This is a genomic window from Aeromicrobium endophyticum (assembly GCF_003586285.1).
In the GTDB taxonomy this organism is placed as follows: Bacteria; Actinomycetota; Actinomycetes; order Propionibacteriales; family Nocardioidaceae; genus Aeromicrobium; species Aeromicrobium endophyticum.
In genome coordinates, this window is record NZ_QUBR01000002.1 from 642,693 (window position 1) to 664,828 (window position 22,136).

Here is a 22,136-nt window from a genome sequence, read left to right on the forward strand (position 1 = left end):
CCTATAGAACGACCGTTCACCCCCTCGAGCGCCGAGGGGGTGAACGATCGGTCGACGGCTCAGCGCAGCTGCGACGAGCTGAGGTCGAGCAGGCGGCGGGCGACGATGAGCTGCTGGATCTGCTGCGTGCCCTCGAAGATGTCGAGGATCTTGGAGTCGCGCGACCACTTCTCGATCAGCTCGTTCTCGCTGTAGCCCAGGGTGCCGGCCAGCTCGACGCAGCGCAGGGTGATGTCGTTGCCGACCCGCCCGGCCTTGGCCTTGGCCATCGAGGCCTCCATCGAGTTGGGCTTGCGGTTGTCGGCCAGCCACGCCGCCTCGAGGGTCAGCAGCAGGGCTGCCTCCCAGTCGGCCTCCATCGCGATGAAGGTGGCCGCGGCGTACGTCTGCGTCTGCGCGGGACGGTCGTAGTCGATGACGACGCCGGCCTTCTCGAGCAGCTCACGCGTGTCCTCGAGGGCGGCCCTGGCGCATCCGACAGCCATGCCGGCCACCAGCGGACGCGTGTTGTCGAAGGTCGCCATCGCGCCGGCGAAGCCCTGCTTGGTGTCGATCTCGGGATTGCCCAGCAGGTTCTCGGCCGGCACGCGGCAGTTGTCGAGCACGATGACCGCGGTGTCGGACGCCCGGATGCCCAGCTTGTGCTCGAGGCGCTCGACCCGGATGCCGGGCAGGCTCTTGGGCACCAGGAACGACTTGATCGCGGCGCGACCGAGGCTCTTGTCGAGCGTCGCCCACACCACCACGGAGTCGGCCCGTTCACCCGAGGTGACGTAGATCTTCTCGCCGTTGAGGACATAGGCGTCACCGTCCTTGACCGCCGTCGTGACGATGTTGGCCGAGTCGGAGCCGGTGCCGGGCTCGGTGATGGCCATCGCGGCCCACGTGCCCTTGAAGCGCTCGAGCTGCTCGTCATTGGCCACCGAGGCGATCGCCGAGTTGCCGAGCCCCTGGCGGGGCATCGAGAGCAGCAGGCCCACGTCGGCCCAGCACATCTCGATGATCGACAGCACCGACGACATGTTGGTGCCGTTCTTGACCTTGCCCTTGCTGGCCTTGTCGTCGTCCTGGTTGCCGACCGCTGCAGCGCCGGCTCCCTGGCCCGCACCGGAGTCGCCCATGCCGTCGACGAGCGAGGCCAACAGGTCGAGCTCCTTGGGGTAGGCGTGCTCGGCGAGGTCGTACTTGCGCGAGTTGGCGCGCAGGAACTCCTCGGCGACCTGGTGCGCCTGCTTGATGAACGGACGGAACTTGCGAGGTGTCTCGAGATTGATCATGGTGTGGTCCGCCCTCAGACGAGGACTGCTCCTTCCATCAGGCCGACGGCTCGCAGGTCGCGATACCACCGCTCCACCGGGTGCTCCTTGACGAAGCCGTGACCACCGAGCAGCTGGACGCCGTCGGTGCCGATCTTCATGCCGTACTCGGACGTCAGGCGTCGGGCCAGCGCGACCTCGCGCGAGAAGTCGAGGCCCTGCTCGGCCCGTGACGCCGCCTTGAGCGTCACCAGGCGCATGCCCTCGAGCTCGATCGCGATGTTGGCGACCATGAAGGCGACGGCCTGGCGGTGGGCGATCGGCTCGCCGAACGCGGTGCGCGTCGTGACGTAGTCGGAGACGTAGTCGAGCACGGCTCGGCCGGTGCCGAGGGCCAGACCGGCCCAGGCCAGGCGCGACAGGCGGATGCACTCGCGGTAGTCGTCGGCCGCGCCCTCGCCCAGCACGGCGTCGGCGGGCACCTGCACGTCGTCGAGCAGCAGACGGCTGAGACCGGCGGCTCGCAGACCCATGCTCGGATCCGCCTCGATCGTGACGCCCGGCGTGCTCGACTCGACGATCAGCAGGGTCGGACCCCGGCCCCGGACGTCGGCGGCGACGATGAAGAGCTCGGCCTCGCTGCCGCGGACGACGGCGGACTTGACGCCGTTGAGCACGTAGCCGCCGTCGTTCTCGACCGCCGTGGTCGCCAGCTCGAACGGGTCGAACAGGGCCCGCGGCTCGGCCACGGCCAGCGCAGACGCCGGCACGTCGTCACCGGCGAACGACGGGAGGTACGTCTGCTGCTGGGCGTCGGAGCCCCACAGCGAGATCGCCGTGGCAACGGCTGCGGGCGCCAGGCACGCGACGGCCTGACCCATGTCGCCCTCGGCGAGCGCCTCGTTGACGAGCACGCCGGTGACGGCCGACCTGTCCTCGGACAGGCCGCCCAGGCTCTCGGGGATGTTGAGCAGCGTCAGCCCGAAGTCTCCGGTCTGCGCCAGCACCTCCTTGGACGTGTCGTTGGCCGTCTCGGCCTCGGCAGCCGCCGGGCGCAGCACCTCGGCGGCGAACTCCTTGATGACGCCGACGATCATCTGCTGGTCGTCGGTGGGCTGGAGGTCGAACACGCCGCTGTCGGACGTGCGCGCGAGCCGAGCGGGCTTGCCGCCGCCCTTGACGCGCTTGAACGCGCGCGTGGTGGCGCCGGCGACGCGGAAGCCGCCCTTGGCCCCCTCGTACACGGCGCGCTCGGTGGTCTTGCGAAGCTTGAGCTTGTCGATGGTCGGCGAGCTGGCGATGCGGTTGAGAACCGCCAGGCCGATCCCCATGGGATCGCGACGTGTGGCCACAAGGACTCCTAGATGACTGCGCTGCTGCGGTGACGGATCGGGCGGAACGCCCTCCCGAGACAAATGTAACTGAGAGTTACCTTCCGGGATACTCATGGTATCCGACGTCACTTCAGGGGACCAGAGGCGCGCTGGACGAATGTGCTCGTTAGCCTGGGTGCGACCCGATCCCAAGGAGCGCGGAACGTGCCCAGCAGTGCCGACTCAGCATCATCCACCCCTGCGCAGACGCAGTCCCGTCCCCTGCCCGGCGGAGGCTCGGTGCGACCCATCACCCGGTGGGGAACGCCCGTCATGCATCACGAGCTCGCCGACGTCACGGTCTTCGACGACGAGCTGCGCACGCTGGTGGCCGACATGGTCGCCACGATGTACGCCGCTCGCGGCGTGGGCCTGGCAGCCAACCAGGTCGGCGTCGACCTCAAGGTCTTCGTCTTCGACTGCCCCGATGACGACGACGTGATGATCAGCGGCGTCGTCTGCAACCCGGTGCTGACGCTCCCCGAGGGCAGGGACCGCAACCTCGAGGACGCCGACGAGGGCTGCCTGTCCCTCCCCGGCGCGTTCACCGGCTGCGCCCGCCCCGACGTCGCCCGCGTCACCGGGCTCGACGAGAACGGCGAGCCGGTGACGTTCGAGGGCACGGGCCTGCTGGCGCGCTGCCTCCAGCACGAGACCGACCACCTGTTCGGGACGGTCTTCGGCGACCGGGTGCCCGAGCGGGCGCGCAAGAAGCTCTACAAGCAGCACGACGAGCTGGCCGAGAACTATCCCGACGACTGGCCCGTCACGATCCTCGTCGACGACGAGTAGCCGTCGGGTCGGCCGCGCATCGTCATCCCAGGCGGTCGACGTAGCCCTTGGCGTCGGCCAGACCCCACCCGGTGCGCTCTCGCACGAGCTTGATCGCGTGGATCGGCCCCGACGCGTCGCGCACGCTGCGCGCCTCGGCCGCCAGGTCGTCCAGCACGGCTGAGGTCTCGACGGGCTGCGCGGACGGGGCGGCATCCCACGCCTCGACCCGTTCCTTCGCCTCGCGCAGCCCGGCACCCGTCGCGTCGCGCACGAGCTTGATCGCCTGGATCTTGCGGTCGCGGGCGATCAGGTCGCTGACCTCGCGGGCCGTCGCCTCGTCGAGCGGGACCAGCGGCACGGGCACCGACGGGGTTCGAGACCGCCCTTTCCAGCTCGCTGCGAGCGAGGCCACGAGGCAGACGGCAAGAACGACGATCGCGACACCTGTCCAATCCATATGTCGACAATACAAGCGACGAGCCATCCGACCACTAGCCTGAGCGGCACACCATCGACCTGGAGGAGGGCCATGACGGCGATACCGTACGTGACGGACGTGCGCGACGTCCGGCGCGTCCTGCGCCTGGTCGAGCGCGGGACGATGCCCTCGGCGGTCACGACCAAGCACCTAATCGCCAACGGCATCCCCGAGCACGACGCCGCCCACGTGCGTGGCCTGCTCGAGTCTCTCGGCTTCGTCGGCGCCGACGGCGTGCCCACCCCGGCCTACGTCGGCTACCGCGAGTCGGACGACCGCGCCGAGGTGCTCGCCGATGCGGTGCGCCGTGCCTACGGGTTGCTGCTCGACGACGAGCCCTCCGACGAGGCCCTCGCGCGCCTCGTGGCCGAGCACGGCGACGTGTCCGCCGACGCCGCCCACCAGGTGCTGTCGACCTTCGCGGCGCTGCGCGAGCTGGCCGACCTGCAGACCCCGGCCGCGGCGTCCATCGAAGCCGTCACGCCGCAGCGGCGTGCCGTCGTGGGCCACATCAGCCGGCTGATGCAGGCGTCGATCGCCGAGTTCGACACCGCTCGCGTGTGCCTGCAGCACGACCTCACCCGACCTGCCGTCGTCTGGGCCTGGAACAGCTTCGCCGCGCTGGCCTTCGCCCACCTCGCCGACGACGACTTCGCGGTCCTGCGCACGTCCGGGCGCAGGGCGCAGCTCGACCCCGTCGAGCTGATGCGCAAGGTCGACGGCGCCGAGCTCATCGAGCTGCTGGTGGTGGGCGGGCAGATCGGCGCCGCCGATCGCGCCGTGCTCGAGCAGCTGCTCTGCCGGCGCGACGACTGTGCCCGCCCTGCGACCCCCGCGCCCGACCGTGACGAGGCCGCCGCCTACCTGAGCAGCGTCCTCGCCCAGTCGGCGCTGCTGACCCAGCACCCGCTGGCCCACCAGGCCAGCGAGCCGGTCACCGCTCCCTGAGCTCCCAGCAGGCCACCGCGACCGACGAGGCCACGTTGAGCGAGTCGATGTCGGCCGCCATCGGGATCGTGACGCGATGGTCGGCCTCCTGCTCCCAGTGCGACGACAGCCCGTGTCCCTCCGAGCCCACGATCAGCGCGAGCCGCTCGACCTCGTGCGGCACCTCGTCGATCGGCACCGAGTCGTCGGCCAGGGTCATGGCGTACGTGGTGTAGCCGGCGTCGCGCAACAGGTCGGGCGCCGAGTACCAGTCGTCGACCCGGGCGTACGGCAGCCAGAACACCGAGCCCATCGACACCTTGATCGCACGGCGGTACAGGGGGTCGGCGCAGCGCGGCGACAACAGCACGGCGTCGAAGCCGAGCGCCGCGACGCTGCGGAAGATGGCCCCGACGTTGTTCGATCTTGAACTGTGATGGCGACACGCCGTCTGCAATGCAGGCCGACCGCGCACGCCGAGCAGATACTCGTACCAACGGGTCGGAGCGATCCCTCGCATCTATCGCACAAGGGCGGGCCTATGTCTGAACATCAGCACCTATTGAGTCAGCTGCGACTGCCATCGCGGTTTGAGTCACTAATCGCCACTATTGGTCCGGAGATCGCGCAGATCCTCGTGGCACCGGACGATGAAGTGCTCGACGTGTTCCGGAACTGCGCACTGCACATCAAAGCCAGAGGCCGCGGTCTTTTCCTGCCGCTCCACGCACGCTCCGGAACCGGAAAAACAACGCTTGTGACCAGCGTTGGCGCTTGGCTGCCTCACGAGTTCGGCCCCACGGCTCGGTTGGCTGGGGGCGACGTCTCCGCCGATCGACTGCGCCAGGTCTGTGAATCCGTCGCCGAAGAGCATGACCTGCCGGCGAACGAGAAGCGCGTGATCATCATCAACGTCGACGACCGGGAGAGCGATCCGCCCTCGGATAAAGAGTTGAGCCAAATCAAATCGTTCCTGCGCGAAGCTGGGGTGGGCTCGCGCGCTCTCGTGGTGTGGCCTGAAACGTCTCTTGAAAACGCGCGCAAGATGTCCGCAGAATTCGAGGACCGTGCTGGTCGATCTCCTGTGCCGATTCCGGCCCAGGTCACAGGTCCTCCATCAGACACTTGGCAAGCCACAGCCGTAGCTACGCTGAAACTGGTCAACGGGCTCGACAGTCTGGAAGAACTCGGCGTCGATCCGAACTCATACGACCCGGCCTCGGAGAAGACTCTCGGCGATTTCCTTGATCGGATCGGCATGGACTTCGTCGCCCTGCTTGGCGAACTCCTTGCCCAGAGCAGAAAACCCATGCGGCTCATCGTTGCGATGGCAAGCGAAAGTGGCAAGGCCGGCGTCTTGAGTGAGTTGACTAGTAGCTCTCGTTACGGCTTCCTGGACGCCGACAAATTGGTAGGCGCTACGCCCGGAAGCGTAATCGGCAGATGGTGGGCTAGCCGGCGTGGACTGCTGGTTCAGACGATCGTGCGACTCGACGCGCGAATTGTGCACATCGCTCCGTCGTTAAGCGTCCCTGTGGTGCGTCGATTCGGTCCGGCAGCCGCAGCCGATTTGCTTGAGCAGCAAAGCGTCGCTTCGCGCCCACCCAGCGATATTAACAACTACTTCGAGCGCGCCGACTTTGGCCGACTCTTGCTGGGCACTGATTCAGCCACTGCCGAGATTCGTGGCAACCCGGCGCATAGTGCCCGTGCTGCTTTCGCGGCACTCGGTCAGACGTATGGGTTCGGTTCAGGAAACGATAAAAAGTTGAACCAGGCGCTCGGTGACTATCTCACGCAGGGCAAGGCGGAACTTGGTGAAGTCCTGACCGAAAAGAAATTGCCGTACCTGCCTCTGATCCCGGATCTGGCAATCGACACCCCCGACCTCGTCACGGGAGTCGAGATTCACTGGCGGTCAGGTGACTTCCTCACGACGACGAACAGATCCGAGATCGCTCAGTACGCGCTCAGAAAGTTGAAGGCATACGCTGTGGAGTCAGGATGGACCTCCGGCTGACGAGAAGGTCATGCCCTGCTCGTGTGGTCCGCTCCCGCCAGTTCCCGGCGCCACTTGTCCCCATCTAACCTTGTGTGGCGTAAAACGCGATTGCCGCCGAAGACGCGACATTGAGTGAGTCAATCCCTCCGTGCATGGGGATCTTCACCGTCGCGTCCACCGCGTCGAGGGTACGTCGCCAAAGCCCGCTTCCTTCTGTGCCGAAGACAAGCGCCAGCTTTTCGTGGTTGGCATCCACAAGAGTGGATAACGATATTGAGTCGTCGCTTAGAGCCATACCGGCTACGAAAAAGCCGCTGTCTCGAATCACCTCGATGCCCTCGGGCCAGTCAGCAAATCTTGCATACGGAATCTGGAAGACAGCGCCCATCGATGTCTTTATGGCGCGCCGGTATAGGGGATCCGCGCAACGTGGTGAAAGCAAGACCGCATCGATTCCTAGGGCTGCGGCGGCTCTGAAAGCGGCCCCGACGTTCGCGTGGTCAACGAAGTCCTCAAACACGGCGACGCGAATTATCGAACTAACACCCCTTGTTGACAACGAGCCGACGTTGGTGTGGTCGGCGAGGTCCTCGACCACGACGACGCGGCGCGCGGCGTCGAGCACCTGACGCGGCGACGGCAGGTCGGGTCGCTCGAGCGCGGCCAGCGAGCCGCGGTGCACGTGGAAGCCGGTCAGGCGCTCGATCGACGCGTCGTCGAGCACGAAGCACGGCGCATCGGTGCTGTCGAGGACGTCGGCCAGGCCCTCCAGCCAGCGCGGCGACATCAGGAACGAGCGAGGCCGGTGCCCCGACTCGACCGCGCGACGCACGACCTTCTCGCCCTCGGCGAGGAACAGGCCGCGCTCGGACTCGAGGCGCAGGCGCAGCTGGACGTCGCGCAGATCGGTGTAGTCGCGCAACCGCGGGTCGTCGAGGTCGTCGAGTCGTACGATCTGAGCCACCGGGCTAGCGTAGATGGCATGAGCCTCGACCGACCCGTCACACCCGATCCCTACGAGCTGCTGCCCTCGGTGGCGAGCTTCACCGTCACCAGCGACGACGTCACCGACGGTCAGCCGCTGAAGGGCGACCAGGTCGCCGACCACGGCAACACCTCACCCCAGCTGTCGTGGAGCGGAGCCCCTGACGGCACGAAGTCGTTCGTCGTGACGTGCTTCGACCCCGACGCCCCCACACCGTCCGGCTTCTGGCACTGGGTCGCCGTCGACATCCCGGCCGACGTCACCGAGCTGGCCACCGGCGCGGGAGCATCCGACGACTCACTCCCCGGAGGAGCCTTCCACGTGCGCAACGACGGCGGGAGCCTCGACTTCACCGGTGCCGCTCCCCCGCCGGGCGACCAGGTGCACCGCTACTACTTCGTCGTGCACGCCGTCGGCGAGGAGACCCTCGGGGTCGACGCGTCGGCCTCCCCCGCCGTCGTCAGCTTCAACCTCGCGTTCAAGACGCTGGGCCGCGCGATCGTCCACGGCACCTACGCCCACTGACCGCTGCTCCGCTCCTTGAGCTACCTGCCCGCTCCTTGAGCTTGTCGAAAGGACGTCTCGACAAGCTCAACGAGCGGCGTGGGTGAGCTCAACGAGCGGCGTAGGCATTGGCGTAGGCCAGCACGGTGCGCACGTAGGTGTCGGAGTGGTTGTACGAGAACACCGCTTGCGTCCAGCCCTGCGCCGTCGTCAGGTCAGAGCCGGCCGCGCAGAGGTAGCGTCCCGCCGCGTAGGCGGCGTCCGCGATGTTCGACGGGTCCGCGACGCCGTCGTCGTTGCCGTCCGACTGCCAGCGCTCCCACGTCGAGGGGATGAACTGCATCGGGCCGACCGCGTGGTCCCATTGGTTGTCGCCGTGCCACTGCGCCGTCTCGGCCGTGGCACGGATGGCAGCCGTGCCATCGGTGCCGTCGAGCGCTGGCCCGATGATCGGCTGCGACGTGCGCCCGTCAGCGAGCAGCGTCGCCCCGCCGTCGGTGCCGTGGATGGACTCGACTCCCCCGATGCCGGCCAACGTCGTCCAGCCGAGCCGGCACGCAGGTCGCTCGTCAGCCAGCCGCAGCGCCGCCGACGCGTAGGCCGACAGGGCGACCTGTCCGATGCCGGTCCGCGCAGAGACCTGCTGCACCCACTGGGGCGCCACCCGCGATCCGCTGGCCTGCGGGGCGCTGGCTGCGGCATCGGGAACGACGGGCAACGGCACGGGGGCCGGTGACGCGGTCGTCTGGACCGGCGAGACCGTCGGTACACCTGATGCGTCCGGAGCGCCTCGGCCCGCGGAGAACGCCGACGCGGCGGCCATGCCCGCGGCCACCACGACGCACAGCGCGATGACGATCATCACCGCCTCGCGCCAGCCGAACCCGCGGTGCGGTGCGCTATCCAAAGCGGCCGTTCACGTAGTCGGACGTGCGAGGGTCCTGCGGGCTGTCGAACATGGCATCAGTATCCCCGTGCTCGACGATGACGCCCGGGGTGCCCTGAGCAGCGAGGAAGAACGCGCACTGCGACGACACGCGGGCCGCCTGCTGCATGTTGTGCGTGACGATGACGATCGTGACCTCGCGGGCGAGCTCGAGCATGGTCTCCTCGATGACGCGCGTCGACGTCGGGTCGAGCGCCGAGCACGGCTCGTCCATCAGCAGCACGCGTGGCTTGATCGCCAGCGAGCGCGCGATGCAGAGGCGCTGCTGCTGTCCGCCCGAGAGACCGCCGCCGGGGGCGTCCAGGCGGTCCTTGACCTCGTTCCAGAGCCCGCCCTTGACCAGGCACGACTCGACCAGCTCATCGCGGGCATCCTTGTCGATGCGCGTGCCGGTGAGCTTGAGCCCGGCCAGCACGTTCTCCTCGATCGACATCGCCGGGAACGGGTTCGGCTTCTGGAACACCATGCCGATCGCGCGACGGGCATCGGTCAGCTTGCGCGACTTGTCGTAGATGTCCTCGCCGTCCAGCTCGACCGAACCCGCGAGCGAGGCCGAGGGGATCATCTCGTGCATGCGGTTGAGGATGCGCAGGAACGTCGACTTGCCGCAGCCCGAGGGGCCGATGAGCGAGGTGACCTTGCCCGCCGGCATGGTCAGCGAGACGCGGTCGAGCACCTTGTGGTCGCCGAACCAGGCCGAGACCTCGTTCGCGCGGATCTCGGCGAGGCCGGCCGCGGGCGTCGCGGAGGGGATGATCTGCGTCGAGCCGTCGGCGACGACGTCGTCAGTGATCGCGGTCATGGGATGTCCTTGTCTGGGGGTGCGGGAGGGTGCTGCTCGCGCACACAGTCGGCCCCGGGTCCGCGAGGACCCAGAGCCGACTGCTGCGTGCGGGATGGTTCACGTGCTACTTGACGACCTTGAGCTTGACGGTCTTGGACGAACCGCCGTTGACGTTGGCGTCACCGGCGAAGGTGGCCTTGATCTTGTAGGAGCCCTTCTTGAGCTTCTTCAGGGTGATCGTGGCCTTGCCGTTCTTGACCGTGCCCTTGCCGATCGTCTTGGAGCCGACCTTGAGGGTGACCTTGCCGTTGGCCGGCAGGGACGAGCCGGAGACCTTGACCGTGACGGTCGTCTTGAGCGACTTGCCGGCCTTGGCCTTGCTCTTGGCGAGCTTCAGCGTCGTGGCCGAGCCGGCCTTCGAGATCGACAGCGTGGCCGAGGCCGAGCTGGCGTACGCCGAGCCGTTGCCGGCGAACGAGACCGTGACGGCCCGCGAGCCGACCGGCGTGGTGGCCGGGAGGGCGACCGATCCCGAGCCGTTGGACAGGTTGACGGTCGTCGACACGACGCCCGAGACCGAGACCGAGACCGGCGCGTTCGCGGCGGCACCCGATCCGTTGACCGTGATGGTGCGAGCGGTGCCGAAGGCACCACCCGAGGCGGAGACGGACACCGCGGACGAGGCGAGGACCGTCGTCGTCTTCAGCTCCGACTGCGAGGGAGCGAAGTCCGCGTCCTTGGTGGGCACGAAGACCGCCGTGTAGGTGTGCGCACCGGAGGCGACGCCAGAGATCGACGCGGTGGCGAGACCACCGGCAGCGTTGGCCTGCGCGACCTGCACACCGTTCTCACGGAACGAGACCTTGCCGACAGGCTTCAGCGACGACCCCGCGGCCGAGAGCTCCGCGTTCAGGGTCACGACTCCACCGTTGGCCGCCGACGCGGAGAGGGTCGTCGTCGTGACGAGAGCACCCTCCTGCGAGGCCAGCTTGAAGTTGTTGATGTCGGCCTGCACGGGGATGCCGCACGCTCCGCCGTTGTCGGCCGAGGCGAGCTGGTCGAAGCCGGCGGCCTCGATCAGTGGACGAGCCGACGGGCTGCAGAAGAACCCGTTCTCGCGGAAGGCCGCGTCGATGGTGCTCTTCTTCGAGCCGTTCAGGTCCGCGCCACGGAACACGTTGTACAGCGCGCGCTTGGCGTTCAGGCCATCGATCGTCTTGATGCCGGTGGCCGACTTGGCGCGCCCCGTCGAGAAGGGCGCGATCGCGTTCGGGTTGCCCTGCAGCGGGGCGGCGTCGTGCTCCTGCGCGACCTTCAAGTTGCCCGCGAGGTCCACGGTCGCACCGCCGGTGTTGGCCTTGGCCAGCTGGGCGGTGAAGAACGAGCGGGTGCCCGAGCCGGTCGGCGGGATGTACGCCTCGATGGCGGCGGTGCTGGTGCCGCCCGGCACCTCGTTCCACGTCTTGTACGTGCCGTTGTAGATCTTGACGAGGTCGGCGGGTGCGATGGTCGTCGGCGCGTTGCTCGTGGTCGCGGTGACCATCTTCAGACCGTCCTGGGCGAACGGGATCTGGCGCAGGCCCGCGGTGACCTCAGCCGTACCGGCACCGATCGAGGACGACGCACGAGCGAAGTCGAAGTTGACGTTGTTCGACGTGCCGAACAGCTGCGAGCGGCCACCTCCGGAGTTGGCCGGACGCGCGAGCGACGATCCGTCGCGCAGGGTCAGGGTGTCGGGCTGCGGCGTCGCGGCGTACGAGGCGATACGTCCGCTCGTCCTGCCGGCGTTGAATCCCGGGATGCCGTCGTGACCCTTCGACAGGTAGTCCAGGACGACCTCGGAGGTGTCCGAGCCCGATCCCACCAGGTCGGAGGTGTTGGGGGTGTACCCCGTGGGGTCGAACGGCGACGTGGCGGCGCTGGCAGGTGCTGCCAGTCCCACGGCGAGGGCGGAGCCGGCGACCAAGGTGCCGGCAACAGCCAGGGAGACTCGCTGACGAATCATTCCGGTGTGTCCTTTTCTCATGCGTATCGGGCAGCCGAAGTGCTGTCCCACGAGCACGTTAGGCGTGTCTGGACGGGCCCCGTGGCGTTTGAGATGAACGCCGGATGTCCATTGGCAGGCCACTCGGATTTCCTGGGATCACAGGAGATTCGGGAGCAGGTACGTCGTCAGGTCTGCGCTCATCCAGGCGAGTGCGACGACGATGGGAGCACCGACCAGCCACGTGCGCGCCATCCCGAAGCGACGGCGCGCCACCAGCACCCCGACCGTCACGAGGGCCAGTGCCCCGAGGCTCAGTGCGAGGGCCGGCATCACACTCCGGTCGGCCGCCATCGCCGTCTCCGAGGGGGCGATCGCGTTGAGCCGGCCGGGCGGTGCCACGAAGGTGTCGCCGGTCGAGGTCGCATCGATGTAGACGACGTCGCCGGGGCTGAGGGCGGACGAGCCGTCCGACGTCACGAGCGTGATCCGCGACGCCGTGCCGCTCGGAGCCGGCGGCATCGGATCGCCCGCCCGGCGGACCGAGCCCAGGGTGTACGTCGCGGTGCCCTGTCCCGTGACGACCGTCATCTTCGCGCCCGCGCCCGATGACAGGATCGGCGCGAACGGGCGGCCGAAGGTGCTCGACCGTCCGTACACCAGCGAGACCCCGGCCTGACCGGGGAGCACGGTGTCCCGACGGTGACCGGGACCGTTCAGCAACGTGCCGGCGGACGTGCCCTCCGTGACGACCTGCTCCCAGCCCAGCGAGGGAATGCTCATGACCGCGACCGGTGCTCCCGGAGCGATGATGCCGCCCACGGGCGCCGTCGCGGCTGCCAGCTGCTCCCTGAACTGGTCGTACAGGCGGTCCTGGGCGCGACCCTGCTCGATGCCGCCGAGCAGCATCAGCTGCGCGAGGAACCAGGCGACGACGACGGCCAGGACCGTCAGCGAGGTGCTGACGATCGAGACCGTCTCGGACACCGGCGCTGCCGTCGGCGGCGCTGACGTGACCAGCGGCCACATCCGGGCGGGACGCGAGAAGCGGCGGCGTCCGCCGAGCACGGCGGTCATCGGCGCCTCCTCCACTCCGCGACCAGACGGGTGCCGGGGCCGCCGAGGCCGGCGAGCAGCAGCAGGGCGACCAGCACCGGGAGCAACGACTGGGCCGGCCCGGAGGTGTTCGAGGCTGTCGCGACGACGTCGGTCGTCACGGCGGCCGTCGGCGTGGCCGCGGCCGGTGCCGGGGCTGCGGCCGCGGGCGGGACGTCAGCACTTCCTGCAGGTGCCGCTGCGGCCGGGGCCGCCTTGGTGGGCGCCGCCTTGGTGGGCTTCGCCGCAGGCTCCTTCTGTGCCTCGACCAGCTTGGCGACCTTCTGCGCCTGGGCGTACAGGGCCGCGGTCGGTCCTGACTTCCGGATCGGCACGTAGCCAGCGGGCAGCTTGCCGTTGCCCGAGCCCTGGACCTGGCCCTCGGAGGTGGAGATCCGGATGAACGAGGCGACCTTCTTGGCCTCGGCCCTGTCGAGGCCCCTCGTCTTGGCCGCCGTGTAGACGACCATCGTGCCGGGGTACGCGGACGCCTTCTTGGCCAGGCGGGCCTGGCTCAGGTCGAAGGCCTTGCTGGTGCCCTGCTGCTTGGCCATGCTTGCTGCGGCACTCAGGCTCGCATCGGTCGGGGCGACGAACGTCCGCCCCTCGGGCGAGTCGAACGCAGCGTTCGGGCTGACGCTCGAGGCGGTCTGCAGCGCGGCGGTGCGCAGGCCGAACCGCGCAGCGTCACCCAGGCTCACGACGCCGAGCATGAACCGAGAGCCCACGCCCTGACGGTCGACGCGCCCGGTCTTGTAGGGATCGGACGGCGACGAGCGCTCGCACCTCGTCTGGACGTTGGGCCATCCGTCGAGCACAGCCTCGGCGACCTTCCGGAACGTCGTGACGGGGGCGGCGAGCTGGCTGAAGTACGGGCCGGGGTTCTGCTGACGGCACTCGTCGTTGGTCGTCGGCACATAGCTGTCGAGCAGCGGGAACTCGGCCGTGGGCAGCTTGATCTTGCGGTAGCTGGGGTTGACCACCATGCCCCACGGGTCGGCAGCACCGTTGACGAATGCCATCGCCTCCTTGTCATGGGCGATGTAGTCGGTGAGGCTCGAGATCACGTCGGACGACTCCGAGAGCGAGAGCAGCGCTGCTCCAGCCTCGCGGGACCCGGTGTCGAGCCCGGGGTTCAGCGCCCGGAAGTCGGGATCGTTGTTGATCGACAGCGGGTTGGCGGCCATCCCGGGATGACCACGGCCCAGGTCGGAGCCGAGGTACGACTGGGTCAGCAGCTTGGCGACGAGCCGTGGCGTCAGACGCAGCTCTTGGCGCTCTCCGGCGTTGTCTGGCTCGTCGACGATGTACGAGATCGCGAAGCCGGTCACCGCGGTCGGTGCGTAGCCGAACTTCTCGGTCGTCTCCTTCTCCCGCGTCCCGGACACGAAGGCCGCTGTCGCCTGGCCGTTCTCGACCAGGGCGAACGCCGGGTCGTCACCCAGCCTGTTGAGCTGGAACTTGAACCGGTCCTTGCGCAGGCAGTAGGCCGGCGACCACTGCAGGGCGGCCTGGCTCATGAGCTCCGAACCGTAGAAGGCCGTGGGTGCCCGGGAGTCGAGGACGTCGCACGCGTCGGGTGGCAGGCCGAACGTGAGCGGCACCGTGATGCGGTTGCGCCAGTTCGACTCGCTCCACCAGTACAGCGGCGACACCGCGGCGTCGACGCCCTCGTTGGCGAAGTTGTTCGACCCGGTGCGGAAGCTGCCGGTCGCCTCGCACGGGTCCGCGGCCGGGGTGTCGGCACAGCTCAGACCCATGATCGGGATGACGACGATCGAGCACGGGGTCGAGCTGCTGCAACCGAGCGACTCGTTCTCGGTCGCCGACCGCACCTCGAAGTTGGCCTCGCCCTTGCCGTCCGCGTTCGTGAAGCTGGCGACCTCGGCCGGGGGGAAGGAAGCACCGACGGCCGCCTCGGGGGGCATCGTGGAGCCGCTGCACGCAGCGAACGTCTTGCCGCTGGCGGCCACGAACGGCGTGGCGTGCGTCCAGAACTCGGGGTCGACGTCGCACCCGGCGGTCGGGTCGACACCGGACACCTGCTCGCGGTCGGTCTCCGACGCGTAGGCGTCGTGCCGCCAGACCGCGTTGCGCTGCACGGCGGACTGCGAGCGCTGCTGCACCGTCGAGGTCCAGCACGTCTTCGGACTCAGCCGCTGCGCCTCCGGCAGGCTCTGGTCGTCCTGACCGCGGCACTGCAGGATCACGACGGGGTACTCCTGCGACATGCCCTTCTCGCCGGCCGGGTTGGCTGCGCGGCCCGCGCTGGGTCGAGCGCCCGACCAGTCGATCTTGACCCGCTCGCGACCGCGCAGGTTGAGCGTGTGGTCCACGTTGACCGTCACGTCGCGCGAGTCGACGAGCTCGGTCTGGTCCCCGTCGACGAACTCGCGCGTCACCGTCTTGGTCTTGCTGAAGGCGCCGACCTCGTCGGTCGGCGCGGCCGAGGCACGACTGTCGCCGGTGGCGACCATGACCGCGATCAGGGTCAGGCCGAGCAGCAGCGAGACGAGCTCGCGTGGACGGATGATGGCGCTCATGACCAGGCTCCCTGCCTGCGTCGCGCACGACGCTTGAAGTAGACCGCGCCCACACCGGGCGCGAGGATGATCGCCAGCAGCTCGAGGGCCGCCAGCGCACCGAACACCTTGGTGTCGCCGGCACGTCCTGCGACCAGCTCGGTCGGCACCGCGACCGCGGCCTGGCTCGTGTCGGTGGTGTCGGCAGTGGTCGGGGCCGCCACCCCGGTCTCCGGGTCGACGGCAGCCGGAGCCGCGCCGGACGGCGCCGACGCGACGGGCGCGGCCGTGCCGTCGGTCGGCTTGCCGTTCTTGGCCGCCTCGGGCGTCGTGGGCGCCTTGCCCGTCTCGAGCCCGCACGGTCCCGCCCCGACCTTGTCGCAGGCCGGCGGTTGGGGTGCGATCTCGGCGAGCTTGTTCTTCGACAGGTCGCCCGCCACGAACGTGGGGTTGTTGCACTTGGTGACGTCGCGGTCCTTGAAGTCGACCGCAGGATCGGCGACGGACAGCTTCTTGAGCTGGTCGAAGCCGGCCTGCACCAGGTTGAGCGGCAGCGGCGAGTAGCCGTACGGTCCGGCCTTGCTCTGCCCCTGGCACAGCGAGTAGAACATGAAGTCGGTGAGCGTCTGGCGCTTCGACGTCGTCATGCGCTGGTCCTTCGCGCCGGTCGGCAGCAGCATGTACGAGTACGACGACAACGGGTAGGCCCGCGGGTCAGTCGACGTGTAGACGCCGTCCAGGATCGAGGTCAGGTAGGCCTGCGAGCTCGCATCGGTGTTGATCTGGGCCTTCGTGAGGGCCACCGCCACGTTGTACTGCGTCGGCTCGACGAAGTAGCCGGCCTTGTTCAGCACCTTGACGACCGGGTACTTCTTGTTGACGGGGTAGGAGTACTCGACGTAGCCGATCGAGCCGTTGCCCTGCTTGCTCGAGATCGTGTTCATGACCTGGTCGGAGCCAGCCGCGCTGATCGTCTTCGTGCCCGGCTTCTTGGGGTAGTAGGACGTCAGGCCGGACTTGCCGAAGTACGGCTGCCAGATGCTCGGGAACTGCTTGTCGAGCCAGGCCGTGAACTGGGCCGTCGTGCCCGATCCGTCCGATCGTACGACCGGCACGATCGTCAGGCTCGGCAGCTTGCGACCGTTGTTGTCCTTCGTGATCGCGGGGTCGTTCCAGTTGGTGATCTGGTTGGTGAAGATCTTGGCGATCGTGTCGCCCGAGAGCCGCAGGTCCTTGACGGGCTTGCCGCCGACCAGCACCTGGTAGGTGAACGCCGTGCCTCCCGCGACGATCGGCATGTAGGCGAACTCGCGGCCTCCGGCGGTGTCGACCGCGCCGTACTCGTCCTTGCCCTGGTACGGGATCTCGGTGATGCCGAAGTCGGTGACGTTCGACGCGAAGTCCTTGCGACCCTGCGACGAGCCGGCGCCGTTGTAGGTGATCTTCATGCCGTTGGCGTCGACGTCGGCGATCCACTGCGACACGATGCCCTGCGACCACGTGGAGCCCGAGCCCTCGATCTGGGTGTAGGCGGCCTGGGCCGGGTTGGCCGTCACGATCATGAGCGAGGACGCCAGCAGGGCCACGAGCCCGGCCAAGGCCGCTCTCGCGCGCCGGGAGGAGCTGCGGTCCGGGATGTTCAGGTGGGTGTTCAACGGGATCCCTTTCGGGGGCGGGCGAGCAGGCGAGCGGTGACGAACAGGACGAGGACGACGGCGAGCAGGATCGCTGCGGCGCCGTAGGCGCGCTCGATGTAGATCGGCTCGCCGCTGCGGACGGTGGAGAAGATGAACAGCGGCAGCGAGTTCATGACCCCGTCGGTGGGATTGGTGACCATGAAGGACGCGGCACCCGAGGTCAGCAGCACCGGGGACGTCTCGCCGATGCCTCGCGCGACACCGAGGATGACGGCGGTCGCCAGGCCCGGCCGCGCCGTGGGCAGCACGATGTGCCAGACGGTCCTCCACCGGGATGCTCCGAGCGCGAGGCTGGCCTCTCGCAGGCTGCCGGGCACGACGCGCAGGACCACGTCGGAGGCGCGCGCGATGATCGGCAGCATCATGACGCCGAGCGCCATCGCGGCGGCCAGGCCCGAGCGCGGTACCCCGAGTCCCACGATCAACGTCGTGTAGATGAACAGGCCCGCCACGATCGACGGCAGCGCCGTCATGGCCTCGACGATCGTGCGGACGACGCGGGCGAAGCGCCCGCCGATCTCGGTCATGTAGATCGCGGTGCCGATGCCCAGCGGGATCGCCACGAGGATCGCGAGGCCGACCTCGATGAGCGAGCCGACGATCGCGTGGGCGATGCCTCCCTTGCTCAGCGCGTCGCGGGGGCCGACCCCGCGCATGTCGTCGAAGAAGGTGTTGAGGTGCAGCAGCGGCTTGTAGCCCTTGACGAAGATGAACAGCACCGTCGAGACCAGCGCGAGGCCCACGAGCGCGGCCGCGAGCGTGATGACCGTCGTGACGATCCGGTCGACGACCTCGGGCCAGCCGGCGTCGATCGCGGTGATCACGGCCAGCAGCACGACGCCCACCACGACCGTCACGGCGACGAACACCAGCACGCCGTCCCACGGCATGATCCGGTCGCACACCAGCCACGACAGCGCGAGCGCCGCGACCCAGCAGCCGATCAGCTCGAACCGCTGCTCGGCGGTCGACCGGCTGAGGGACCGCCGGGCGTGCGCCGGGACCGAGTCGGTCGACGACGGCTCCGTGCGCAGCGACGTCCGCAACACCGGTGCGGTCACCGGGACGGGGCGAGGGTCGAGGTCGATGCTCATCAGGCGTCAGCTCCCTGTCCTGAGCGGCTGCGTGCCACGACCATCGCGGCGAGCGTGTTGATGCCCAGCGTGATGAGGAACAGCACGAAGCCGGCCGTCAGCAGTGCCTGCAGCTGCAGCGACGTCGCCTCGCCGAATCGGCCGGCGATCAGTGCGGAGATCGAGTTGGTGCCGATCTCGAGCGGCTTGATCTTGAGGTCGAACGACGGTGAGATGATGAGCACCACCGCGATGGTCTCGCCGAGCGCCCGGCCCAGGCCCAGCATCGTGCCGCCGATGATGCCGCCCTTGCCGAACGGCAGGACGACCGTCCGCACGACGCCCCAGTGGGTCGCCCCGAGGGCGAAGGCCGCCTCGCGCTCACCGGGAGGAGCCTGCGAGAACACCTGCTGCATCACGGCGCACGCCATCGGCACGACCATCATCGCCACCGCGATGCCGGCGACGAACGCCGACGCGGTGTAGCGGGACTGCTCCCAGACCGCGGCATTCGGATCGGCGTCGACGCGGAAGAACGGGATCCAGCCCAGGTGCTGGTGCAACCAGAGGGCGAAGGCGCTGGCGTGGGGCTGCACGAGCGTGAAGCCCCAGAGGCCGTAGATGATGCTCGGCACGGCGGCCATCAGGTCGACCAGCGACACCAACGTCGCCTTGATGCGCGCGGGGGCGTACTCGGCGATGTAGAGCGCGGTCATCACCGACAGGGGGAACGCGAACAGCAGCGCCACGGCGGCGATCGTGAAGGTGCCGATGAGCACCGCCCCGATGCCGAGGATGTCCGCCTCGGGCTGCCACTGGGTCTCGGTCAGGAACCCGAAGCCGTAGCGGCCGAAGGTCGGGACGGCCGAGAAGGCCAGGAACAGGCCGATACCGGCGGTGATCGCCAGGACGGTCGCGGCGATGGCGCGCGATCCGAGGACGAAGGCCCGGTCGGAGCCGGACTCGTCGATCCACAGATCGCGCGGCTCGTCCTCCTCCGCCTCGGGCAGGGCGGAGCGCAGGGTCGTGCTCACAGATGGGGCTCATTTCGCGACAGGATTCGAAGGTGTCGCGAGGAACCTAGGCCACGCAGACCCTGCTGCGGACCGTCTGCGGTGAACGAGCGATGAACGCACGACGTACCTTCTGCTCCCCGACCCGAAAGTGCCTCCTGAGACGCAGCAACGCCCCTCGAGCTGGTCGAAAGGGGCCTTTCGACAAGCTCAAGGGGCGAGGCGTGTCGCTACTGCTGCGCGGGCGGAGCCGGGGGCGGCTCCGTCGGCGGCGCGGGCGGCACGTCGGCCGCCGTCGTCGCCGGGTTCTCGGCCGCCTTGGCGGCGTCGAGCGCCTCCTGGACGGCCTCGTTGGTGGCCTCGGTCTGCACCGAGTCGTCCTCGATCTCCGAGTCGTAGTCGACGCGCGTCTTGCTGCCGCCGCCGTCGACGGGGATCGAGCCGATCGTGCCGCCGAGCGTGCCGAGCGCCTTGGTGAGCTCGGCCGGGATGATCCAGGTCGTCGCGTTGTCGCCCTCGGCGATCTTCGGCAGCATCTGCAGGTACTGGTACGACAGCAGCTTCTGGTCGGGGTTGCCGTCGTGGATCGCCTGGAAGACGGTCTGGATGGCCTGCGCCTCGCCCTGGGCTCGCAGGATCTGGGCCTGGCGGTCGGCCTGCGCTGTCAGGATCTGCGCCTGGCGCTGGCCCTCGGCCGTCAGGATGGCCGACTGCTTGTCGCCCTCGGCGGTGAGGATGGCCGACTGGCGCTCGCCCTCGGCGGTCAGGATCGCGGCGCGCTTGTTGCGCTCGGCGCGCATCTGCTGCTCCATCGCGTCGATGATCGACGGCGGCGGGTCGATGCCCTTGAGCTCGACACGGTTGACGCGGATGCCCCACTTGCCGGTGGCCGAGTCGAGCTCGCCGCGCAGGCCGGAGTTGATCTGGTCACGGCTGGTCAGCGCGTGCTCGAGGGTCATGCCACCGGTGATGTTGCGCAGCGTCGTCATCGTCAGCTGCTCGATGGCCTGGATGTAGTTGGCGATCTCGTACGTCGCGGCGACCGGGTCGGTCACCTGGAAGTAGATGACGGTGTCGATCGACACCACGAGGTTGTCCTCGGTGATGACGGGCTGCGGCGGGAACGACACGACCTGCTCGCGCAGGTCGATGACGTAACGCACCTTGTCGATGAACGGCATGACGATGTTGAGGCCGGCCGACAGGGTCGTGCGGTACTTGCCGAAGCGCTCGACGATGCCCGACCGGGCCTGGGGGACGATCTTGACCGTCATCGATACGACGACGATCGCCAGGACGGCGAGCAGGACGAGCACGATCAGTGCTGCGGACATCAGGACTCCTTGGAGAGGGGTGATGCGGTGGCTGAGGTGACGACGGCGGTGGCCCCGTCGATGCGGACGACGAGCACCTCCGCGCCGGTGTCGAGGACGGTGTCGAGCTCGGTGCGGGCCGACCAGAGCTCGCCGCGCAGCTGCACGCGACCCTGACGCGCGTCGACCGGCTCGACGACGACAGCGGTGGTCCCGACGAGGTTGGCGTGACCGGTCTGCAGCGTCGGGCCGGCGTGCAGCTTGGCCACGACGGAGGGCCGGACGAGGAACAGCAGGAGCAGCGAGACGATCGCGAAGATCGGCACGGTGATCCACACCGGGGCGCCGAGACCGGCGGCGGCGCCGGCGGCGATCGCACCGACGGCGAACATCAGCAGCACCAGGTCGAGGCTCAGCATCTCGACGACGGCCAGGACGACGGCGAGCCCCAGCCAGGCGGCCCAGGCGTGGTCGCGGATCCAGTCGGTCATGCGTTCTCCCCCGTGTCGGCGGGCCGCACGGCCCGGCGTCCGTATCCTGCACGGCGGGCCGCGTAGCGTCCACCGTCGTCGTCGAGCTGGATGCGCTGGCCGAACGTCCTCGAGAGGTTGTCGGCGGTGAGCGCCTCGTCGATGGGACCTTGCGCGACGACCTTGCCGTCGCGCAGGAGCAGCACGTGGGTGAAGCCGATCGGGATCTCCTCGACGTGGTGCGACACCATCACGAGCGCCGGCGAGTCGTCGTCGTGCGCGAGCGTCTCGAGGCTGGCCAGGAGGTCTTCGCGCGCACCGAGGTCGAGGCCGGCTCCTGGCTCGTCGAGCAGCAGCAGCTCGGGGTCGGTCATCAGGGCACGGGCGATCAGGACGCGCTTGCGCTCGCCCTCCGACAGCGTGCCGAACGTGCGTCCGGCCAGCGGCGCGATGCCCCACTCCCCCATGATCTGCTCGGCACGGGCGTGGTCGTGCTCGTCGTACTCCTCGTTCCACCGGCCCGTCACGGCGTAGGCGGCCGACAGCACGACGTCGCGGACCGACTCGGCCGGCGGGATGCGCTCGGCGACCTTGGTGCTGGTGTGGCCGATGCGGGTGCGCAGCTCGGAGAGGTCGACCTGGCCGAGACGCTCGCCGAGGATGTCGACGGTGCCGACCGTCGGGTGCATGGAGGCGCCGATGATCTGCAGCAGCGTCGTCTTGCCGGCGCCGTTGGGGCCGAGCACCACCCAGCGCTCGTTCTCGTCCACGGTCCAGCTGACGTCCGCGAGCAGCAGCTTGCCGGGGCGCATCACGCTGACCTCCGAGAGCTCGAAAGCGGCGGGCATGCGGCCTCCTGGTCGTGGACCTGGTTCGACGGTGGTGCGGTGCGGCCAACCTATCGCGCCGGTGTTCGGCGTCAGCGATAGCCTCTCTTGCG

Annotated in this window: 20 protein-coding genes; 4 read left to right on the forward strand and 16 right to left on the reverse strand. The window is 68.8% G+C overall.

Annotated features, from left to right (window positions below; genetic code table 11):
* Window positions 1-59 precede the first annotated feature (59 nt).
* Together DX116_RS13740 and DX116_RS13745 are read right to left on the reverse strand one after the other, a co-directional pair.
* Entirely contained in the window at window positions 60-1,277 is a 1,218-nt protein-coding gene (locus DX116_RS13740) for an acyl-CoA dehydrogenase family protein (RefSeq protein WP_119704814.1), read from the reverse strand.
* Window positions 1,278-1,291: 14 nt separating this feature from the next.
* The gene (locus tag DX116_RS13745) at window positions 1,292-2,608 is read right to left on the reverse strand and encodes an acyl-CoA dehydrogenase family protein (RefSeq protein ID WP_233556774.1); all 1,317 of its coding nucleotides are present in this window, start codon (window positions 2,606-2,608) and stop codon (window positions 1,292-1,294) included.
* 243 nt (window positions 2,609-2,851) lie between these two features.
* Between DX116_RS13745 and def the strand changes: the two genes are divergently transcribed.
* Window positions 2,852-3,421 carry a peptide deformylase gene (gene def, locus DX116_RS13750; RefSeq protein WP_267897702.1) on the forward strand — a complete coding sequence of 190 codons (570 nt, stop codon included), beginning with the start codon at window positions 2,852-2,854 and terminating at the stop codon, window positions 3,419-3,421.
* A gap of 22 nt (window positions 3,422-3,443) precedes the next feature.
* Here the strand turns inward: def and DX116_RS13755 are convergent, their stop codons facing one another.
* Window positions 3,444-3,860: a ribosomal protein L7/L12 gene (locus tag DX116_RS13755; RefSeq protein ID WP_233556779.1), complete on the reverse strand. Its 417-nt coding sequence runs from the start codon at window positions 3,858-3,860 to the stop codon at window positions 3,444-3,446.
* A gap of 72 nt (window positions 3,861-3,932) precedes the next feature.
* Here DX116_RS13755 and DX116_RS13760 point away from each other — a divergent pair, with 72 nt between their 5' ends.
* Complete coding sequence (locus tag DX116_RS13760) at window positions 3,933-4,829, forward strand: DUF5343 domain-containing protein (protein WP_119704818.1); 897 nt, start codon at window positions 3,933-3,935, stop codon at window positions 4,827-4,829.
* Here DX116_RS13760 and DX116_RS13765 read toward each other — a convergent pair.
* Window positions 4,816-5,328, reverse strand: a complete 513-nt coding sequence (locus DX116_RS13765; RefSeq protein WP_119704819.1) for a TrmH family RNA methyltransferase — start codon at window positions 5,326-5,328, stop codon at window positions 4,816-4,818. The two genes, DX116_RS13760 and DX116_RS13765, sit on opposite strands and share 14 nt — an antisense overlap.
* A gap of 21 nt (window positions 5,329-5,349) precedes the next feature.
* Here DX116_RS13765 and DX116_RS19775 point away from each other — a divergent pair, with 21 nt between their 5' ends.
* A complete protein-coding gene (locus tag DX116_RS19775; protein ID WP_147393671.1) occupies window positions 5,350-6,828 on the forward strand; it encodes a hypothetical protein in 1,479 nt (492 codons plus the stop codon).
* A gap of 64 nt (window positions 6,829-6,892) precedes the next feature.
* Here DX116_RS19775 and DX116_RS13770 read toward each other — a convergent pair whose 3' ends face one another.
* Complete coding sequence (locus DX116_RS13770; protein WP_119704820.1) at window positions 6,893-7,774, reverse strand: TrmH family RNA methyltransferase; 882 nt, start codon at window positions 7,772-7,774, stop codon at window positions 6,893-6,895.
* An 18-nt stretch (window positions 7,775-7,792) separates the two neighbouring features.
* On the opposite strand from DX116_RS13770, the gene DX116_RS13775 reads away from it, so the two are divergent.
* A complete protein-coding gene (locus DX116_RS13775) occupies window positions 7,793-8,320 on the forward strand; it encodes a YbhB/YbcL family Raf kinase inhibitor-like protein (protein WP_119704821.1) in 528 nt (175 codons plus the stop codon).
* A gap of 88 nt (window positions 8,321-8,408) precedes the next feature.
* On the opposite strand, the gene DX116_RS13780 is transcribed toward DX116_RS13775, so the two are convergent.
* From DX116_RS13780 to DX116_RS13830, 11 genes are all read right to left on the reverse strand, one after another.
* Entirely contained in the window at window positions 8,409-9,206 is a 798-nt protein-coding gene (locus tag DX116_RS13780; RefSeq protein WP_233556780.1) for a lytic transglycosylase domain-containing protein, read from the reverse strand.
* Window positions 9,199-10,047: a phosphate ABC transporter ATP-binding protein gene (locus DX116_RS13785; RefSeq protein ID WP_119704823.1), complete on the reverse strand. Its 849-nt coding sequence runs from the start codon at window positions 10,045-10,047 to the stop codon at window positions 9,199-9,201. The genes DX116_RS13780 and DX116_RS13785 overlap by 8 nt, the downstream gene beginning before the upstream one ends.
* 106 nt (window positions 10,048-10,153) lie before the next feature.
* Window positions 10,154-12,034 carry an Ig-like domain repeat protein gene (locus DX116_RS13790; protein ID WP_147393672.1) on the reverse strand — a complete coding sequence of 627 codons (1,881 nt, stop codon included), beginning with the start codon at window positions 12,032-12,034 and terminating at the stop codon, window positions 10,154-10,156.
* Between the two features lie 138 nt (window positions 12,035-12,172).
* Window positions 12,173-13,090 carry a sortase domain-containing protein gene (locus DX116_RS13795; RefSeq protein ID WP_147393673.1) on the reverse strand — a complete coding sequence of 306 codons (918 nt, stop codon included), beginning with the start codon at window positions 13,088-13,090 and terminating at the stop codon, window positions 12,173-12,175.
* Window positions 13,087-15,651: a hypothetical protein gene (locus DX116_RS13800; RefSeq protein ID WP_119704826.1), complete on the reverse strand. Its 2,565-nt coding sequence runs from the start codon at window positions 15,649-15,651 to the stop codon at window positions 13,087-13,089. The genes DX116_RS13795 and DX116_RS13800 overlap by 4 nt, the downstream gene beginning before the upstream one ends.
* A complete protein-coding gene (locus DX116_RS13805; protein ID WP_233556781.1) occupies window positions 15,648-17,285 on the reverse strand; it encodes a phosphate ABC transporter substrate-binding protein PstS in 1,638 nt (545 codons plus the stop codon). The genes DX116_RS13800 and DX116_RS13805 overlap by 4 nt, the downstream gene beginning before the upstream one ends.
* Complete coding sequence (pstA, locus tag DX116_RS13810; RefSeq protein ID WP_119704827.1) at window positions 17,282-18,421, reverse strand: phosphate ABC transporter permease PstA; 1,140 nt, start codon at window positions 18,419-18,421, stop codon at window positions 17,282-17,284. The genes DX116_RS13805 and pstA overlap by 4 nt, the downstream gene beginning before the upstream one ends.
* Complete coding sequence (gene pstC, locus DX116_RS13815; RefSeq protein ID WP_233556782.1) at window positions 18,421-19,434, reverse strand: phosphate ABC transporter permease subunit PstC; 1,014 nt, start codon at window positions 19,432-19,434, stop codon at window positions 18,421-18,423. Before pstC ends, pstA begins: the two co-directional genes overlap by 1 nt.
* 209 nt (window positions 19,435-19,643) lie before the next feature.
* Window positions 19,644-20,747, reverse strand: a complete 1,104-nt coding sequence (locus DX116_RS13820; RefSeq protein WP_119704828.1) for an SPFH domain-containing protein — start codon at window positions 20,745-20,747, stop codon at window positions 19,644-19,646.
* Window positions 20,747-21,217: an NfeD family protein gene (locus DX116_RS13825; protein ID WP_119704829.1), complete on the reverse strand. Its 471-nt coding sequence runs from the start codon at window positions 21,215-21,217 to the stop codon at window positions 20,747-20,749. The genes DX116_RS13820 and DX116_RS13825 overlap by 1 nt, the downstream gene beginning before the upstream one ends.
* The gene (locus DX116_RS13830) at window positions 21,214-22,044 is read right to left on the reverse strand and encodes an ABC transporter ATP-binding protein (protein ID WP_119704830.1); all 831 of its coding nucleotides are present in this window, start codon (window positions 22,042-22,044) and stop codon (window positions 21,214-21,216) included. The genes DX116_RS13825 and DX116_RS13830 overlap by 4 nt, the downstream gene beginning before the upstream one ends.
* Between the last annotated feature and the right edge of the window lie 92 nt (window positions 22,045-22,136).

Bases quoted from the DNA above. Each gene is read 5' to 3' on its own strand.
- DX116_RS13800 (WP_119704826.1), bottom strand. From the start codon at position 15,651: ATGAGCGCCATCATCCGTCCACGCGAGCTCGTCTCGCTGCTGCTCGGC.
- DX116_RS13785 (WP_119704823.1), bottom strand. From the start codon at position 10,047: ATGACCGCGATCACTGACGACGTCGTCGCCGACGGCTCGACGCAGATC.
- DX116_RS13790 (WP_147393672.1), bottom strand. From the start codon at position 12,034: ATGATTCGTCAGCGAGTCTCCCTGGCTGTTGCCGGCACCTTGGTCGCC.
- DX116_RS13775 (WP_119704821.1), top strand. From the start codon at position 7,793: ATGAGCCTCGACCGACCCGTCACACCCGATCCCTACGAGCTGCTGCCC.
- DX116_RS13795 (WP_147393673.1), bottom strand. From the start codon at position 13,090: ATGACCGCCGTGCTCGGCGGACGCCGCCGCTTCTCGCGTCCCGCCCGG.
- DX116_RS13765 (WP_119704819.1), bottom strand. From the start codon at position 5,328: ATGCGAGGGATCGCTCCGACCCGTTGGTACGAGTATCTGCTCGGCGTG.
- DX116_RS13820 (WP_119704828.1), bottom strand. From the start codon at position 20,747: ATGTCCGCAGCACTGATCGTGCTCGTCCTGCTCGCCGTCCTGGCGATC.
- DX116_RS13760 (WP_119704818.1), top strand. From the start codon at position 3,933: ATGACGGCGATACCGTACGTGACGGACGTGCGCGACGTCCGGCGCGTC.
- DX116_RS13755 (WP_233556779.1), bottom strand. From the start codon at position 3,860: ATGGATTGGACAGGTGTCGCGATCGTCGTTCTTGCCGTCTGCCTCGTG.
- DX116_RS13740 (WP_119704814.1), bottom strand. From the start codon at position 1,277: ATGATCAATCTCGAGACACCTCGCAAGTTCCGTCCGTTCATCAAGCAG.
- DX116_RS19775 (WP_147393671.1), top strand. From the start codon at position 5,350: ATGTCTGAACATCAGCACCTATTGAGTCAGCTGCGACTGCCATCGCGG.
- pstA (WP_119704827.1), bottom strand. From the start codon at position 18,421: ATGAGCATCGACCTCGACCCTCGCCCCGTCCCGGTGACCGCACCGGTG.
- DX116_RS13830 (WP_119704830.1), bottom strand. From the start codon at position 22,044: ATGCCCGCCGCTTTCGAGCTCTCGGAGGTCAGCGTGATGCGCCCCGGC.
- DX116_RS13825 (WP_119704829.1), bottom strand. From the start codon at position 21,217: ATGACCGACTGGATCCGCGACCACGCCTGGGCCGCCTGGCTGGGGCTC.